General features: G+C 58.6%; 16 protein-coding genes. 7 read left to right on the top strand and 9 right to left on the bottom strand.

All coding sequences use genetic code 11. The features are described from left to right. Window position 1 precedes the first annotated feature (1 nt). Both ACEN8Z_RS17505 and ACEN8Z_RS17500 read right to left on the bottom strand, forming a co-directional pair. Window positions 2-361, bottom strand: a complete 360-nt coding sequence (locus ACEN8Z_RS17505; protein WP_495595046.1) for an MmcQ/YjbR family DNA-binding protein — start codon at window positions 359-361, stop codon at window positions 2-4. Further along, window positions 358-1,266, bottom strand: a complete 909-nt coding sequence (locus ACEN8Z_RS17500) for a LysR substrate-binding domain-containing protein (protein WP_008003386.1) — start codon at window positions 1,264-1,266, stop codon at window positions 358-360. Before ACEN8Z_RS17500 ends, ACEN8Z_RS17505 begins: the two co-directional genes overlap by 4 nt. 131 nt (window positions 1,267-1,397) lie before the next feature. Between ACEN8Z_RS17500 and ACEN8Z_RS17495 the strand changes: the two genes are divergently transcribed. Both ACEN8Z_RS17495 and ACEN8Z_RS17490 read left to right on the top strand, forming a co-directional pair. Continuing rightward, window positions 1,398-2,009, top strand: a complete 612-nt coding sequence (locus ACEN8Z_RS17495) for an FMN-dependent NADH-azoreductase (protein ID WP_442097477.1) — start codon at window positions 1,398-1,400, stop codon at window positions 2,007-2,009. A 168-nt stretch (window positions 2,010-2,177) separates the two neighbouring features. Then, the gene (locus tag ACEN8Z_RS17490; RefSeq protein ID WP_495595045.1) at window positions 2,178-3,215 is read left to right on the top strand and encodes an alpha/beta hydrolase family protein; all 1,038 of its coding nucleotides are present in this window, start codon (window positions 2,178-2,180) and stop codon (window positions 3,213-3,215) included. Between the two features lie 188 nt (window positions 3,216-3,403). On the opposite strand, the gene ACEN8Z_RS17485 is transcribed toward ACEN8Z_RS17490, so the two are convergent. From ACEN8Z_RS17485 to ACEN8Z_RS17475, 3 genes are all read right to left on the bottom strand, one after another. Next, window positions 3,404-3,661, bottom strand: a complete 258-nt coding sequence (locus ACEN8Z_RS17485; RefSeq protein ID WP_495595044.1) for a hypothetical protein — start codon at window positions 3,659-3,661, stop codon at window positions 3,404-3,406. Between the two features lie 161 nt (window positions 3,662-3,822). Beyond that, window positions 3,823-5,019 carry an MFS transporter gene (locus ACEN8Z_RS17480; RefSeq protein ID WP_495595043.1) on the bottom strand — a complete coding sequence of 399 codons (1,197 nt, stop codon included), beginning with the start codon at window positions 5,017-5,019 and terminating at the stop codon, window positions 3,823-3,825. A gap of 283 nt (window positions 5,020-5,302) precedes the next feature. Continuing rightward, entirely contained in the window at window positions 5,303-6,889 is a 1,587-nt protein-coding gene (locus ACEN8Z_RS17475) for an ABC-F family ATPase (protein ID WP_033052720.1), read from the bottom strand. 487 nt (window positions 6,890-7,376) lie between these two features. Here ACEN8Z_RS17475 and lpxO point away from each other — a divergent pair, with 487 nt between their 5' ends. From lpxO to ACEN8Z_RS17460, 3 genes are all read left to right on the top strand, one after another. Then, window positions 7,377-8,276, top strand: a complete 900-nt coding sequence (gene lpxO / locus ACEN8Z_RS17470) for a lipid A hydroxylase LpxO (RefSeq protein WP_495595042.1) — start codon at window positions 7,377-7,379, stop codon at window positions 8,274-8,276. Window positions 8,277-8,423: 147 nt separating this feature from the next. Continuing rightward, window positions 8,424-8,771 (top strand): hypothetical protein, encoded by a 348-nt coding sequence (locus ACEN8Z_RS17465; protein ID WP_495595041.1) that lies wholly within the window; start codon window positions 8,424-8,426, stop codon window positions 8,769-8,771. A 66-nt stretch (window positions 8,772-8,837) separates the two neighbouring features. Then, window positions 8,838-9,989 (top strand): PQQ-dependent sugar dehydrogenase, encoded by a 1,152-nt coding sequence (locus ACEN8Z_RS17460; protein ID WP_495595040.1) that lies wholly within the window; start codon window positions 8,838-8,840, stop codon window positions 9,987-9,989. Window positions 9,990-10,145: 156 nt separating this feature from the next. On the opposite strand, the gene ACEN8Z_RS17455 is transcribed toward ACEN8Z_RS17460, so the two are convergent. After that, window positions 10,146-10,475 carry a DUF2834 domain-containing protein gene (locus ACEN8Z_RS17455; protein WP_495595039.1) on the bottom strand — a complete coding sequence of 110 codons (330 nt, stop codon included), beginning with the start codon at window positions 10,473-10,475 and terminating at the stop codon, window positions 10,146-10,148. Window positions 10,476-10,722: 247 nt separating this feature from the next. Between ACEN8Z_RS17455 and ilvA the strand changes: the two genes are divergently transcribed. Next, window positions 10,723-11,736, top strand: a complete 1,014-nt coding sequence (ilvA, locus tag ACEN8Z_RS17450) for a threonine ammonia-lyase, biosynthetic (RefSeq protein ID WP_495595038.1) — start codon at window positions 10,723-10,725, stop codon at window positions 11,734-11,736. A 51-nt stretch (window positions 11,737-11,787) separates the two neighbouring features. Here ilvA and eco read toward each other — a convergent pair whose 3' ends face one another. Further along, window positions 11,788-12,270: a serine protease inhibitor ecotin gene (gene eco, locus ACEN8Z_RS17445; RefSeq protein ID WP_495595037.1), complete on the bottom strand. Its 483-nt coding sequence runs from the start codon at window positions 12,268-12,270 to the stop codon at window positions 11,788-11,790. 279 nt (window positions 12,271-12,549) lie between these two features. Here eco and ACEN8Z_RS17440 point away from each other — a divergent pair, with 279 nt between their 5' ends. Further along, window positions 12,550-12,816 (top strand): DUF1652 domain-containing protein, encoded by a 267-nt coding sequence (locus tag ACEN8Z_RS17440; RefSeq protein WP_007997617.1) that lies wholly within the window; start codon window positions 12,550-12,552, stop codon window positions 12,814-12,816. A 158-nt stretch (window positions 12,817-12,974) separates the two neighbouring features. Here ACEN8Z_RS17440 and ACEN8Z_RS17435 read toward each other — a convergent pair whose 3' ends face one another. Next, the gene (locus tag ACEN8Z_RS17435) at window positions 12,975-13,241 is read right to left on the bottom strand and encodes a DUF2790 domain-containing protein (protein WP_495595036.1); all 267 of its coding nucleotides are present in this window, start codon (window positions 13,239-13,241) and stop codon (window positions 12,975-12,977) included. Window positions 13,242-13,536: 295 nt separating this feature from the next. Continuing rightward, window positions 13,537-14,481: a carbohydrate kinase family protein gene (locus ACEN8Z_RS17430; protein ID WP_495595035.1), complete on the bottom strand. Its 945-nt coding sequence runs from the start codon at window positions 14,479-14,481 to the stop codon at window positions 13,537-13,539. Window positions 14,482-14,486: the final 5 nt, after the last annotated feature.

Raw genomic sequence — 14,486 nt, 5'->3', positions numbered from 1 at the left:
CCTATAGCAACAGGCCGACTTGAGTGCGCCTTGGCAGTTTGCTCACCACCAACTGGTGGGAACGCTGCAGCAATCCCTGTAGTTCTTCGCCACCGAGCGGGTAGGGCGTTTCCATGATGATCCACTGGGCGCGCGCCAGATAAGGCGCCGGATGAATCCCGGGACGGTCGCAATGGCCGAGAAACAGATCCTTGTCGACCTTGAAGGCCAGGGAGTCACCCCGCAGGCCCTGCAAGGCGAACATCTTGTTCCCGGCAATCGAAAACACCCGTACGCCTCCCCACTTATAGTCTTCCCGCGCTCCAGGCAGGGCGAGGCAAAATTTCGCGACATCCTCTTCGCTCATCCGTCCAGCTTTCATATCAACCGTTCCCCACAGGCATTGAATGATTCGACCAGATGGTCAATCCAGGCGCGTACCGCCGGCATCACCCCGCGTCGATGAGGATAGACCGCTTGCAACCAGCCACCGGGCAACGACCACTCGGGCAACAGCTGCACCAGTGAGCCGTTTTCCAGCTCCTGTTCGCAATACATCATAGGCAGCATCGTAAAGCCCAGGCCTGAAAGGGTGCTGGCCTTGCGCACGATAAAGTCATCGATGCCCAGCCGGGCCTCGAGCGCGAGCTCACAAACTTTGCCTTTTTGATCCAGCATGCGGATGTGCACCATGCGGTCGGCTTCCAAGGCACCGAGCACCGGCAGGCTTTTCAGATCCTCGGGATGGTTGATCTCACGGCCAACGAGGAAACCGGGGCTGGCGACCATCAGCATTTGCGCCTGACGCAGGCGGCGGGTGACCAGTAGCGGGTCTTCGTCGCCCAGTTCCCGCACACGCAGGGCCACGTCAATGCCTTCGTTCACCAGGTCGACCCGCCGGTTGAGCAACATGATCTCCAGCTGGACTTGCGGGAACCGTTCCAGAAAGTCGCTGATCACACCCGGCAACATTTCGTGGGCCAGCCCAACCGGGCAGGACACCCGTAATCGCCCGCGGGGCTCGCTGGACATGCTGGCCACGGCCTCGTCGGCCATTTCCGCCTCCAACAGCATCGCCTGGCAGTGCCTGAGGTAGCGCTCACCCACGGCGGTCAGTTTCAACTGTCGGGTCGTGCGTTGCAGCAATCGTGCGCCAAGGCGTTCTTCCAGTTCGGCGATGCGGCGTGACAGTCGTGACTTGGGGATGCCCAGCAAGCGCCCGGCCGCCGCGAAACCACCGGCTTCCACGACTTTGGCGAAGTAATACAGATCGTTGAGGTCTTGCATGATGTGAACTCGATTGTTCTATCTGTGAGACGAACTATCGCATTGTTGCCGTCTAATCAGCTATTGGTTTCGTATGTAGGATTAGTCCCATCAGATCGCCCTTGTGGGCGATCCTCACCTGGAGATCCCACATGAAACTGCTGCATATCGATTCGAGCATTTTGGGCGACAACTCGGCTTCCCGTCAGCTGAGCGGCGAAGTCGTCAAAGCCTGGCAAGCCGCCGAGCCAACCGCCGTGGTGACCTACCGCGACCTGGCCGCCGACGCGATCAGCCACTTCTCCGCCACCACTCTGGTCGCCGCCGGTACCACCGCTGAACTGCGCAACGCCGCACAACAGCACGAAGCCGAACTGAGTGCCTCGACCCTGGCCGAATTCCTGGCCGCCGATGCCGTGGTGATTGCCGCACCGATGTACAACTTCACCATCCCGACTCAACTGAAGGCGTGGATCGACCGCATCGCTGTAGCCGGTCAGACCTTCCGTTACACCGAAGCCGGCCCTGAAGGCCTGTGCGGTGGCAAGAAAGTCGTGATCGTCTCGACTTCCGGCGGCATGCATGCCGGACAGGCCACCGGTGTTGCTCACGAAGAATATTTGAAGCTGCTGTTCGGTTTCATCGGCGTCACCGACATCGAAATCGTCCGCGCCGAAGGCCTGGCTTACGGTGACGACGTTCGCAATAAAGCCATGAGCGCTGCGCACGCGCAAATCAGCGAGCAGTTGTTCGCCGCCGCGTAAGGCTTGCGTAAAAGTAAGCAAGCGTTCAGGTAAAGCCAAAAAAACTCTGTATTCTGGTTACGCAAGTACCAGATACGGAGTTTTTTGTTTCTGGTCGTTGCAGATTGTGGCCTGACTTATGCAGTCAAGGGTTCACGTCTCAAGTCCGGTAACAAGGTGGGGCATCCCATGCTGCGTCTTTGTGCAACTTTACTGATTTGCCTGCTCAGCAGCCTGAATCCAGTGCACGCCGCGCCTGCACCGCATCCCCACTGGAGCGTCGGCTTCCATGAGATGACTTTTCTCGATCCACTGGACCTGCAGCCGATGCGCGCCATCGCCTTCTATCCGTCCAGTGACTGGGAGCACACCAGCAAACTCGAGGGTTACACCGTCGAAGCCGGGGAGGACACCAAAGTCGCCATTGGCCGGTTCCCGATGCTGATGCTGTCCCACGGAAACACCGGTACCCCGCTGGCCCTGCACGACCTTGCCACGTCGCTGGCGCGCAAAGGCTTTGTCGTGGTGGCGGTGATTCACCCCGGTGACAACTCCAGGGACCACAGCCGCCTCGGTACTTTGAGTAACCTGTACGGCCGGCCGATCCAGATTTCCGAAGCCATCACCGCCACTTTGGGCGACCGTATGCTGTCGCCGTTCGTCAATGCCGACCAGGTGGGGGTCATCGGTTATTCGGCCGGTGGCGAGACTGCATTGATTCTGTCTGGCGCGACCCCGGACCTGGATCGCCTGCGCCGTTATTGCCAGGAGCGTCCGGATGATCGCGATGCCTGCAACACCCAGGGCGAATTGATTGTCGACCGCGACGACTTGCAACCGGTAGCTGACCCTCGCGTCCACGCCTTGATGCTGATGGCGCCGTTGAGCCTGAAGTTCGGCCGCCACACCCTGGCCGATGTGCATGTGCCGGTGCTGCTATACAGCGGCGATGGCGACAAACTGGTGGCTTTCGACAAGAACGCCGCGGCACTGGCACGCAAACTGCCGACGGCGCCTGACTTCAAGTTACTGGCCGGGGCAGGCCACTTCGTGTTCATGGCGCCGTGCAACGACGAGCAGATCGTGATCATGCCCGCGTTGTGCACCGATGCCGATGGTGTCGATCGGCAAGATATACACCGCAATCTGATTTCCGAGGCTGGAAGTTTCTTCTCGCGCACCCTGGGCAGGGCGACCCGGGCCGGGATGCAGACCGCCGATCAGTAAACTTGTGATCGGCGATCGCTACCTTCAATGACTTATCGGCGAACCATCTTCCCAGGTTTTAATTCGGGAAGATGGTTCGCGAACCGGTTTAAAAACAATGACACTGATTTTTTTAAAATACTGGAGAGTGCCCGCGCTCAGCAGGCACTCACTATGGATATAGCTTCTTGTTTTTCGGGTGGTCAGACCTATAGCGCAGTGGTCGTCTTGTTTGTAATTGAATGTGATGCCTTACTGTTCGCGAAGTTTTCTGTCGGGTTTTTCGGGTGTTGGGCGTTACTCTTCAGTTGCTCGATACTGAACGGGCAGCACTCATCGCCGGGACCGCCGATGTCATAACACACACCGTTATGGCAGATTTGCTGCACTGAATCTTCGGCATGTGCATTGGAGTAAAGAGCAATCAGCAATGGCGGAACGAGAAGGGGAAGCGATAATAGACGCATATTGATTTTCCTGTTTTTATAATCCAAGTTAGTTCAGCGCATGCGATTCTGCCTCCATCAATAATTTAAACAACGATAGCACTTTGAATTAATCTGTTCGGAGTGTTTAATCTTTGTTGTAAATTGAAATGTATTGGGTGTTGTTTCTTTTGGATATGTTTTTAATTCGTTGCGCGCGCGGATTTACGTGCCAGCAATAAAGTCAGGCCAAGGCCCGTCACCGACAACACTGCCGCACTGAAGAAAATCCATGCGTAACCCAGGTTCAACGCCACGGCGCCCATCAACGGGCCGGCGATGGCCAGCGCCAGGTCGAAAAACACCGCGTAAGCACTCAAGCCCGCGCCCCGGCTGGAATCAGGCACCTGTTTGATAGCCTCGACACCCAGTGCCGGGTACACCAGGGACAGGCCAAATCCGGTCAGGCCGGCGCCAATGAGCGCATACCCGGTCGACGGTGCGAGCCACAGCAGTACCAGGCCAACCGTTTCAATGCACATGCAGGCAACGGCCGACGTGAACCCACCGAATCGGCTGATGGCGGAGATGAACAGCAGCCGCGACAGAATGAAACATACCCCGAATACGGTCAGGCAGTAGGCCGCGCCGGTCCAGCCGCGATTGACGTAATACAAGGTGATAAAGGTCGTCAGGGTGCCGTAGCCAATGGAAGCCAGGCTCAGGCTCGCGCCGAACGGCGCTATGCGCCCGAACACCGCCCAGAACGGCAAACGCTCACCGCGCACCACGGGAACCGAGGGCTTGTTGCGAATCAGTAACAGTGCGGCCAGGGCCAGCAGCGAAAGGGCGGTGCCCAGGCTGGCGAAACCGAGTTGTTGCACCATCACCACGCCCAGCGGTGCACCGATGGCAATCGCACCATAGGACGCGATGCCGTTCCAGGAAATCGACCGCGCGGTGTGCTCAGCGCCCACCTGGCCCATGCACCAACTGATGGTGCCGACGCCGATCAACCCTTGGGCGATCCCCAGCAACAGGCGCCCGGCGATCAAAATCAGCAGGCTGAGCAAGGGAAAGACTTGCAACAGGGTCGATAGCAAGGTCAGAACGCCACTGAGCACAATCCCGGACAAGCCATAGATGATTGCGCGCTTTGTGCCAACGCTGTCGGACATTCGTCCGGCCATGGGCCGGCTGAGCAGGGTGGCGAGGTATTGCGAGCCAATGGTCAGCCCGGCCACGATGGCGCTGAATCCGAGCTGTTCGTGGACATAGCCCGGTAATACCGCAATCGGCAAGCCAATGCAGAGGAAGGCAATGAAGGTATAGAAAACGATGGAGACGATCTGCAGGGTGATCGCCATGGAGCTTTGCGGAGCGACTTGCTGCACAGACATGAGGGCTCGTTCGCGGGCGGCGGTGGGAGAGCTGCATCATGGCGCGAGACAGTGATAAAAGGAAGCAGGCTAACTACTTTTGCCGTGACATTATCGCTGTTTCTCACGGCCTCATCGCGAGCAAGCTCGCTCCCACAGGGGAATGCATTCCAAAATGTGGGAGCGAGCTTGCTCGCGATGATTTATGCACCAACAAAAAACCTTGGCCCGGAATGCAAAAAGCCCCGTCACAAAGGACAGGGCTCTTAAATTGAAGCTAGTGGCTAAAGGCTTGTAGCTGCCCTTAGAACACCACACCCTGGCTACGCAGGTAGTCGTCGTAGGTACCGCTGAAGTCGGTCACGCCGTTAGGGCTCAACTCGATGATGCGGGTCGCCAGGGACGATACGAACTCACGGTCGTGGCTGACGAAGATCAGCGTGCCCGGGTAGTTTTCCAGCGCCAGGTTCAGCGCTTCGATGGATTCCATGTCCAGGTGGTTGGTCGGTTCGTCCATCACCAGTACGTTCGGCTTTTGCAGGATCAGCTTGCCGAACAGCATGCGGCCTTGCTCACCACCGGAGATGACTTTGACCGACTTGAGGATCTCGTCGTTGGAGAACAGCATGCGACCCAGGGTGCCGCGAATGATCTGCTCGCCTTGAGTCCACTGGCCCATCCAGTCGAACAGGCTGACGTCGTCTTCGAAGTCATGGGCATGGTCCTGAGCGTAGTAGCCCAGCTCCGCGCTTTCGGTCCATTTCACGGAACCGGCGTCCGGGGTCAGCTCGCCCATCAGGGTGCGCAGCAGGGTGGTCTTGCCGATACCGTTCGGGCCGATGATTGCCACGCGCTCGCCGGCTTCGACGGTGAAGCTGAAGTTCTTGAACAGGGTCTTGCCATCAAAGCCCTTGGACATCTGTTCGATGGTCACGGCCTGGCGGTGCAGTTTCTTGGTCTGTTCGAAGCGGATGAACGGACTCACGCGGCTCGATGGCTTGACTTCGGCCAGCTGGATCTTGTCGATCTGCTTGGCGCGGGAGGTGGCCTGCTTGGCTTTCGAGGCGTTGGCCGAGAAGCGGCTGACGAACGTTTGCAGTTCGGCAATCTGGGCTTTCTTCTTGGCGTTGTCCGACAGCAGTTGCTCGCGGGACTGGGTCGCGGCAGTCATGTACTCGTCGTAGTTGCCCGGGAACAGGCGCAGCTCGCCGTAGTCCAGGTCGGCCATGTGGGTGCAGACGCTGTTGAGGAAGTGACGGTCGTGGGAAATGATAATCATGGTGCTGTTACGCACGGTGAGAATCGATTCCAGCCAGCGGATGGTGTTGATGTCCAGGTGGTTGGTCGGTTCGTCGAGCAACAGCACTTCCGGATCGGAAAACAGTGCCTGAGCCAGCAATACACGCAATTTCCAGCCTGGAGCGACTTCGGACATCGGGCCGAAATGCTGTTCCAGTGGAATACCCAGGCCCAGCAGCAGCTCACCGGCGCGGGATTCGGCGGTGTAGCCGTCCATTTCGGCGAATTCGGTTTCCAGTTCGGCCACGGCCATGCCGTCTGCTTCGCTCATTTCCGGCAGCGAATAGATGCGGTCGCGCTCGGCCTTGACCTTCCACAGCTCTTCGTGACCCATGATCACGGTATCGATAACGGTGAATTCTTCGTAGGCGAACTGGTCCTGGCGCAATTTACCCAGACGCACGTTCGGCTCCAGCATGACCTGGCCGCCGGACGGCTCGAGGTCACCGCCGAGGATCTTCATGAAGGTCGACTTGCCGCAACCGTTGGCACCGATCAGACCGTAACGGTTGCCACCGTTGAATTTGACCGAAACGTTTTCGAAGAGCGGCTTGGCGCCGAACTGCATCGTGATGTTAGCTGTAGAAATCAAAGGTTTTTCCTGCGAAGCATTCAGAGTAGCTAGGGTTGCGGCAGTACCGGTTCAGTACCCGTTTCCACTGTTCGGACCCGGGACATTCATCCCGATCAACAGTGGAAGATCCATCTGGCATCAAGTGGACAGCAGCATGTGGCGCGCCTGGCCCGAGTCAACGTGCGCTGAAAGGGGATTTTCCCGCTCTCAACCTGGGGGCGCGTAAAGTTTGGCGGCGATTGTACTGGTCTGGCTCTTTAAACGATAGGGCGTTGAGGCCTCTGCAGCGCTTTGGCAGTTTTTGCGGACACATTTTCACCGTTGCAGGTTAACTATTGGTTACAAACTGTGGCTAAAATGCCATCCATCAGTTGTCTGCCGACCATCGGCATGGCTTGAAGGCACTACGGGGCCGCTGTTTCGTATTCAGTCGCTGCACAAGACCTGGGGACCGGTATGCCGGTAAAGGGCGCAGTTTGTTTACTTTCGATCTGTGACGATTTCCGTGAAACTCATCATTGCCATTATCTACGTTGTCTCTATTGCGTATGTCCATCTGCGTGGTCAAGTGCGCCATAAGCTGGGTCGCCAGTTGAGTGATCACTCGACGTTTCTGGCACCGATCAACTGCTTTCTTTATCTGTTTTCGAAAATCCCCAACAGACCGTACCTCGACCCGGCCGACTTCCCCGACCTGAGTCCGCTGCAGGCGCACTGGGAAGAAATTCGTGCCGAAGGCCTGCATTTGCTTCATGCCGGCGAGATCAAGCGTTCGAACCAATACGACGACGTCGGTTTCAACTCGTTTTTCAAGACCGGCTGGAAGCGCTTCTACCTCAAGTGGTACGGCGATAGCCATCCGTCGGCCATGAAGCTTTGCCCACGGACCACCGAACTGGTGCAAGGTATTGGCTCGATCAAGGCAGCGATGTTCGCCGAGTTGCCACCGGGGTCCAGACTGGTGCGCCATCGCGACCCGTACGCCGGTTCGTACCGTTATCACCTGGGTCTGCAAACCCCTAACGCTGCCGGTTGCTACATCAATGTCGATGGCCAGAACTACCATTGGCGCGATGGCGAAGCGGTGATGTTCGATGAGACCTACATTCATTACGCAGAAAACACCACGCCGCACAATCGCATCATCTTGTTCTGCGACGTCGAGCGGCCGATGAAGTACCGGTGGGCAGCGGCATTCAATCGCTGGTTCAGTCGCAATGTCATGTCGGCGGCAGGTGCGCCGAACGAGGCGGGCGACAGGACCGGCGGGCTCAACCGGCTGTTCGGCAAGATCTACAAGGTTCGCCTGCGCGCCAAGCAACTGAAAAAGCGCAACCGCAAGCTTTACTACCTCGAAAAGTGGTCGATCTTCGCCGGGTTGCTGGTGGTCTTCATTCTGCTCTGATTTTTTGCTGTAGCGTACCAGGCCTTCGCGAGCAGGCCGGATCAACGTCGTGTTACATCTTGCCGGGGAGGTTTTTGTTAACAAATCTGAACCCCGGGCGTAGCGTGGTATCGAAGTCCTTATCCACGTGACGTAGAGAGGCACGCCATGAACCGATACGTGTTTGGCGCCGTTGTGCTGGCCTTGAGTGCCATGCTGGGTCCTCTGGCCCAGGCCGCCGCCTCTGCTTCGTTGCAATTGGCCCAGAACCTGCCAGGCAGCACCCGCAACAACCCTTACAACAGTCCGATTCACCGGGCCAATCCTAACAGCATGCAAGGCACGCAACCCAGTGCCCCGGCAATACGCGGACCTAATACCGTGCCAGTGACGCGCTCGCCAACACTGGACAACGGTGGCATCGGTAATCGCTATCCCGATCGGCCAGCCCCGGCCAGCCCGCCGAAATTCATTCCCAATCCTCCCCCACGAGACCCCGGCACCGGTAACCGTTGAGCGGCAGGCATGACATCTGCCAGCCATGTTCCTCAGAGCCCATGTTCCTCAGAAAAGGAATCTCGCATGTTGCGCAAAGACTTGTTCGCAACCCTCTGTGCCAGCGTATTGATCACCGCCACTGTCCCCGCGCTTGCCGCGCCCGGCCAGTCGATGAAAAGCGAAGAAGGCACCCTGGAGGTCACCCCCATCGTGACGGGGCTGGAGCACCCCTGGGCCCTGGCATTCTTGCCGGATCGTAAAAGCATGCTGGTGACCGAACGACCCGGCAACCTGCGGCTGGTCACCGCCGACGGCAAGCTGTCGGCACCGCTCAATGGCGTGCCAACGGTCTGGGCCAAAGGGCAGGGCGGCTTGCTGGACGTGGCGTTGTCACCGGACTTCAAGCAGGACCGGATGGTCTATCTGTCCTATGCCGAAGGTGGTGGTGAGGGTAACAAGGCCGGTACTGCGGTGGGCCGCGGTCGGCTCTCCGACGATCTGACGGCGATCAAGGATTTCCAGGTGATCCTGCGCCAGGAGCCAAAGCTCTCGGTCGGCAACCATTTTGGTTCACGCCTGGTGTTCGATCGCGACGGCTATCTGTTCGTGACCCTGGGGGAAAACAACGACCGTCCGACCGCCCAGGACCTCGACAAGCTGCAAGGCAAAGTGGTGCGAATCTACCCGGACGGCACGGTGCCCAAGGACAACCCCTTTGTCGGCCAAGCCAACGTGCGTCCGGAAATCTGGTCCTACGGGCAGCGTAACCCGCAAGGCGCGGCGCTCAACCCGTGGAACGGCACGCTGTGGGAAAACGAACACGGCCCTCGGGGCGGCGATGAAATCAACATCATCGAGCGTGGCAAGAATTACGGCTGGCCGCTGGCGACTCATGGCATCAACTACTCCGGTCTACCGATTCCCGAAGCCAGGGGCGATACCGTTGAAGGCACCGTTGCCCCGAACCATGTCTGGGAAAAGTCCCCGGGCCTGAGCGGCATGGCGTTCTACGATGCCGATCGTTTCAAGGCCTGGCAGCGCAACGTGTTTATCGGCGCGTTGGTCAGCCAGGAGCTGATCCGCCTGGAGTTCGACGGCGACAAGGTAATACACGAGGAGCGTCTGCTCGGGGAGCTGAAAAAACGCATCCGCGATGTGCGGCAGGGGCCGGATGGATACTTGTATGTATTGACCGATGAGGAGAACGGTGGGTTGTACAAGGTGGGTCTGAAGTAGCTAACCGTTGGCATGTTCTGCGGCCGCCGTAGCGGGTAGCCGCAGAACGAGTATTCAATATCAGGGAATCTGGTTTTGCAGGCACCGCACATCCGGTGTGGGAGCGAGCCTGCTCGCGATAGCAGTTTCAACCTCACCACAGGGACCGGATCAGATCTAACGAGTCGCGGTAGCCAACTTCTTTCGATCCTGAAGCCCGCGGACCACCAGATACAACAATGGCCCAATCGATACAAAAACAGCGGTGATCAATAGATAAGGCACCACCGAAACCGCTGATTGCCCGCGCTTTCGAGCATCCTGGAACATCCAGATGCCCGCCAACGTCGCCAGCAGATAGAGATCGATTACCACCTGTGCGGTATCCGGTCGTGACATCAGGCTGATACCGAAATCGATCAGAGATTGTTCGGCCTGGAGCATCACCGAAACGGTATAACCGGCAAAGGCGATCAGGGCGATCAGGGGCAGGGCGATGGTATTCATGTGTTCCTTCCTTGGGCAATGATTAGAATCAACACCCTATAGTGACCACCACAAATTTGCCATTGACTTGCCACCACCACCCAGCTAATTTCGAGCCATGACTTCCACTGTATTGCGCTGCCAGCCAAGCATTATTACCGCCATTCCTCATTTGGCGGGCTAGCTCACGACTGCAGCACCCAACCCGCCCTGGAGGCGGGTTTTTACTTTCTGTCTCCCGGACCCCGATCAACGTCAGGAGACAACCATGAGTTTTACGACCGATCAGCAAGCCCTGCTTGAGCGCTACGTCAAAAAAATCCTTGCCGCACCGGTGTATGAACTGGCCGTACGCACGCCGTTGCAACCAGCGCCTGCCTTTTCTGAAGCCTTGGGTAACCGGGTCTTGCTCAAGCGCGAAGACTTGCAACCAACCTTTTCCTTCAAGATTCGCGGCGCCTACAACAAGCTGGTGCAACTGAGCGAGGCGCAAAAGGCTCGCGGCGTGGTCACGGCTTCCGCCGGCAATCATGCGCAGGGCGTAGCCCTGGCCGCGCGGGAACTGGGGATCAATGCCACCATCGTCATGCCCTGCACGACGCCGCAACTGAAGGTCATCGGGGTGCGTAGTCGCGGCGCCGAAGCGGTGTTGCATGGCGAAAGCTTTCCGTTTGCACTGGCCTGTGCACTGGACCTGGCCGCTGAAACCGGTCGCACCTTTGTTTCGCCTTTCGACGACCCGCAAGTGATCGCCGGCCAAGGCACGGTGGCCATGGAAATCCTGCGCCAGCATCAAGGTCCGCTGGATGCGATCTTCGTGCCGGTGGGTGGCGGGGGCCTGATCGCAGGCATCGCAGCTTATGTCAAATACTTGCGGCCGGAGGTGCGCATCATCGGCGTCGAGTCGGAGCATTCCGCGTGCCTGCAAGCCGCGTTGCTGGCCGGTGAGCGAGTTATCCTGCCCAGCGTCGGCACCTTCGCCGATGGAGTGGCGGTGGCGCAGATCGGCGCTTACGGTTTCGAGGTCTGCCGGTTTTGCGTCGATGACGTGGTGACGGTCAGCAACGATGAGCTTTGCGCCGCAATCAAGAATATCTACGACGATACCCGCTCGATCACCGAACCTTCTGGCGCGCTGGCCGTGGCCGGGATCAAGAAATACGTCGCGCAAACCGGTGCTTTGGGTCAGACCCTGGTGGCGATCGACTCAGGTGCCAATATCAACTTTGACAGCCTGGGGCATGTGGCCGAGCGCGCCGCGTTGAGTGGCGCCCCGGCATGACGCTTGGGCAGGCCGACAGCGGGTGCCGCAAGCAGGCGCCGGATGGACGGGTTATTCCTGAATGGCTTTCTCGACCTTGTTCGATGCCGACCAGATTCGGTAGCGCACCTCGATGTCCTTGGGCACGTACAGCACGAGCGGCAGCTTGCTGTTGTAACGCAGCAGGAAGCCGTCACCGACCACCGGTACAAAGTCCTGTTTGCTCGTGCCGTCCGGGCAGGCCATCAGCGTGCTCATCGGGCCAATGACTTTTTCCAGGCGATAGAACGGGTAGCCCCAACCCTCGAGGTTCTTCTCCTCGAGAATGCCGCCCAGACGGGCGCGATTGCAGTCGACGGTCATTGTTTTGCCGGCCAGGATCTCGACCTGGAAGTCGTCTTCCCGGGTCTGTGGCGCGAGGTGGATCACTTGGCGGGTAAACCCGCTTGCGGCCTTCGGATAGGGCGCGGTGTCTTCGAGTTTGGCGGCGTGCGCCACACCTGCAAGCCCCAGTGCGAACAGTGCTGCGCTCGTGTTAACGGTCAAAGAACTCATGATGCCTCCTTGCTTGAAGTGATGGGCGGCATTCTCACTGCCGTATGCAGTGAATGCAAACCCGGGGCGCCAGGTGCAAATTGCAGGGTTGCCAGGGGCAATAATTGCAAACCGCATGGCGGGTTTTACAGGTGGCTTGCCTGGACCCTTGAATTGCCGATGAGCTGCACAGCGAAATTCAGTGCATGCTTTATGCTGTAGCTGTCCTTGAAGCTTGCCGGGTTTTCATATGAGCGAGCATTGATCGTTATGGGCAGTCTCACAAAGGAGGGAGTCGCCATGTTTCTTTCTGCCTTGGAACTTCGCAACATCATCGAAAGCAGTTTTTTGCCCAAGCGCTGTCAGTGCACGCTGTCACCGGACCTGTCGATGACCGTCAAGGTCTATGCAGACGGGCAAACCGATCAGCTCGATCTATTGGTCACCGGCATCGATGCTTCCGGGCTCAATGGTTGCCGGGAAATCAACGAATTGATTGCCCAGCTGCGTTCCAGACAGCATCACGTCGAGGTCGATCCGCACTCCATGCTGGGCAAAGCGCTTTAACCTGCGGTTTCGAGTTCCACCGGTATGCGCCGGTAAACGTCGACAAGGTGCGAAACGACAACAGCATGGCAAATCCTTGCGGGCGGTGAGGGAGGCGCCAGTGCATAGCGCCGGGACCCTCTGAGGAATACCGCGAGGTGCCAATTCAGACTTTTCAGTCAGCTTTGGTAGTCGCAGGCGTCGGAAAGTTTACGGTAGATGATTTCTGCGGGTTTTCCCGTGTCATCGATGTACTTCATGTGGGCGTTTACCACTTTGCACTCCAGGGTACTCGGCTCGGTCAGTGAAATCACTTTGCTGACATGCAACGGCATACCGTAGTGATAGGGCACGGCTTGAGAGGTCGTGGTGTCATTGGCCTGGGCCAGGCCGGCAAACGCGGTGCAGGCGAAGGCAGTGGTAACCAGCAAGGTGCGAGTGTTCATCAGCAATCTCCGGTGCGGGCGGAAAGTCAGTTCGATGTGTGGCTTGTCGAACCTGCCGCACTGGGCGTCAGAACAGTCTGAGGGCGTGCGGTCCAGTGAAGTGTTGGACCGCACGGTTAAACGAGGGTTAACCCGGCTAAACGTCGCCTGTTGCGAATGCGCGATCCTGTGTATCAGTTAAGACCATCGGGCGCCTGATGGAAAGGCATCGCGAGCAAGCTCGCTCCCACAGTAGATTGATGCCCGACGGTGATCCAATGTGGGAGCGAGCTTGCTCGCGATGGGGTCCCCGAATTCAGCGCATCTCCAACTGCTGTCGATAAGGCAAGTCCGGCCCGGTCTTGCTGCACGTCAGCGCCGCCGCCTGCACCGCGAACTTCAGCATGCGGTCGATCTGTTCGCGGCCAAGTTGCTTCACGCCCTCCACCGAGTCCAGCTGCTGTTCTGTCAGCCAGGCAATCAGCGCCGCCTGAAAGGTATCGCCCGCGCCCACGGTGTCAGCGATTTTTACCGAACGGGCGGGAGCCGACCACGAACCATGGGCCCGGCTGAAGACGGTGGCGCCTTCGCCGCCCCGGGTCAGGAACACCAGCTGACAGCGGTACTGCAACCAGCTTTCGATGACCTGCGCCGGGTCCTGGCCCGGGTACAACAGATGCAGGTCCTCGTCGCTGACCTTGATCAGGTCGGCCAACTCCACCAGCGTTGCAATCCGTTTACGCCACAGCTCAATGTCCGGCTCCGGGTTCAGGCGCACGTTCGGATCGAGGCTGATCAGGCGCCTGCCACTTTCCCGGCGCACCAATGCCAATAGTGTGTCGGCAATCGGCTGCACCACCAGGGAAAATGAGCCGATATGCAGACCGCGTACCTCAGGCCCGAGTGCCGGCAGGTGCTCCGGTTGCAATTGTCGATCCGCGCAGCCTTCGCCACGGAAGCTGTACTGCGGCGAGCCATTGGCCCCCACGGCGACCATCGCCAGGGTGGTCGGCGCGGCAAAATCCAGCAGGTAGTCCTGGCACACACCTTCATCCTGCAGCACTTGCAACAGGCGCCGGCCCAAGTAGTCGGTGGACAACCCGGCCAACAGCGCCGCGTCCACGCCCAACCGGCGCAAGCCCACCGCCACGTTGAACGGCGAGCCACCGGCAATGGCCTTGAAATTCACTTTGGAAGCCAGACCGCTGGCGTCGTTTTCACTGAAAAAATCGAACAGCGCTTCGCCACACACCAGGTACATAGTTG

This window comes from Pseudomonas sp. Pseusp10, from assembly GCF_059492225.1.
The sequence above is the reverse complement of the archived record's forward strand: the minus strand, read 5'-3'. Positions and strand labels throughout refer to the sequence as shown.

Excerpts from the sequence above, each read along its gene's own strand:
- ACEN8Z_RS17505 (WP_495595046.1), bottom strand. The coding sequence starts at position 361 with ATGAAAGCTGGACGGATGAGCGAAGAGGATGTCGCGAAATTTTGCCTC.
- ACEN8Z_RS17485 (WP_495595044.1), bottom strand. The coding sequence starts at position 3,661 with ATGCGTCTATTATCGCTTCCCCTTCTCGTTCCGCCATTGCTGATTGCT.
- ACEN8Z_RS17435 (WP_495595036.1), bottom strand. The coding sequence starts at position 13,241 with ATGAACACTCGCACCTTGCTGGTTACCACTGCCTTCGCCTGCACCGCG.
- ACEN8Z_RS17480 (WP_495595043.1), bottom strand. The coding sequence starts at position 5,019 with ATGTCTGTGCAGCAAGTCGCTCCGCAAAGCTCCATGGCGATCACCCTG.
- ACEN8Z_RS17455 (WP_495595039.1), bottom strand. The coding sequence starts at position 10,475 with ATGAATACCATCGCCCTGCCCCTGATCGCCCTGATCGCCTTTGCCGGT.
- ilvA (WP_495595038.1), top strand. The coding sequence starts at position 10,723 with ATGAGTTTTACGACCGATCAGCAAGCCCTGCTTGAGCGCTACGTCAAA.
- ACEN8Z_RS17495 (WP_442097477.1), top strand. The coding sequence starts at position 1,398 with ATGAAACTGCTGCATATCGATTCGAGCATTTTGGGCGACAACTCGGCT.
- eco (WP_495595037.1), bottom strand. The coding sequence starts at position 12,270 with ATGAGTTCTTTGACCGTTAACACGAGCGCAGCACTGTTCGCACTGGGG.
- ACEN8Z_RS17440 (WP_007997617.1), top strand. The coding sequence starts at position 12,550 with ATGTTTCTTTCTGCCTTGGAACTTCGCAACATCATCGAAAGCAGTTTT.
- ACEN8Z_RS17465 (WP_495595041.1), top strand. The coding sequence starts at position 8,424 with ATGAACCGATACGTGTTTGGCGCCGTTGTGCTGGCCTTGAGTGCCATG.
- ACEN8Z_RS17430 (WP_495595035.1), bottom strand. The coding sequence starts at position 14,481 with ATGTACCTGGTGTGTGGCGAAGCGCTGTTCGATTTTTTCAGTGAAAAC.
- ACEN8Z_RS17490 (WP_495595045.1), top strand. The coding sequence starts at position 2,178 with ATGCTGCGTCTTTGTGCAACTTTACTGATTTGCCTGCTCAGCAGCCTG.
- ACEN8Z_RS17500 (WP_008003386.1), bottom strand. The coding sequence starts at position 1,266 with ATGCAAGACCTCAACGATCTGTATTACTTCGCCAAAGTCGTGGAAGCC.
- ACEN8Z_RS17460 (WP_495595040.1), top strand. The coding sequence starts at position 8,838 with ATGTTGCGCAAAGACTTGTTCGCAACCCTCTGTGCCAGCGTATTGATC.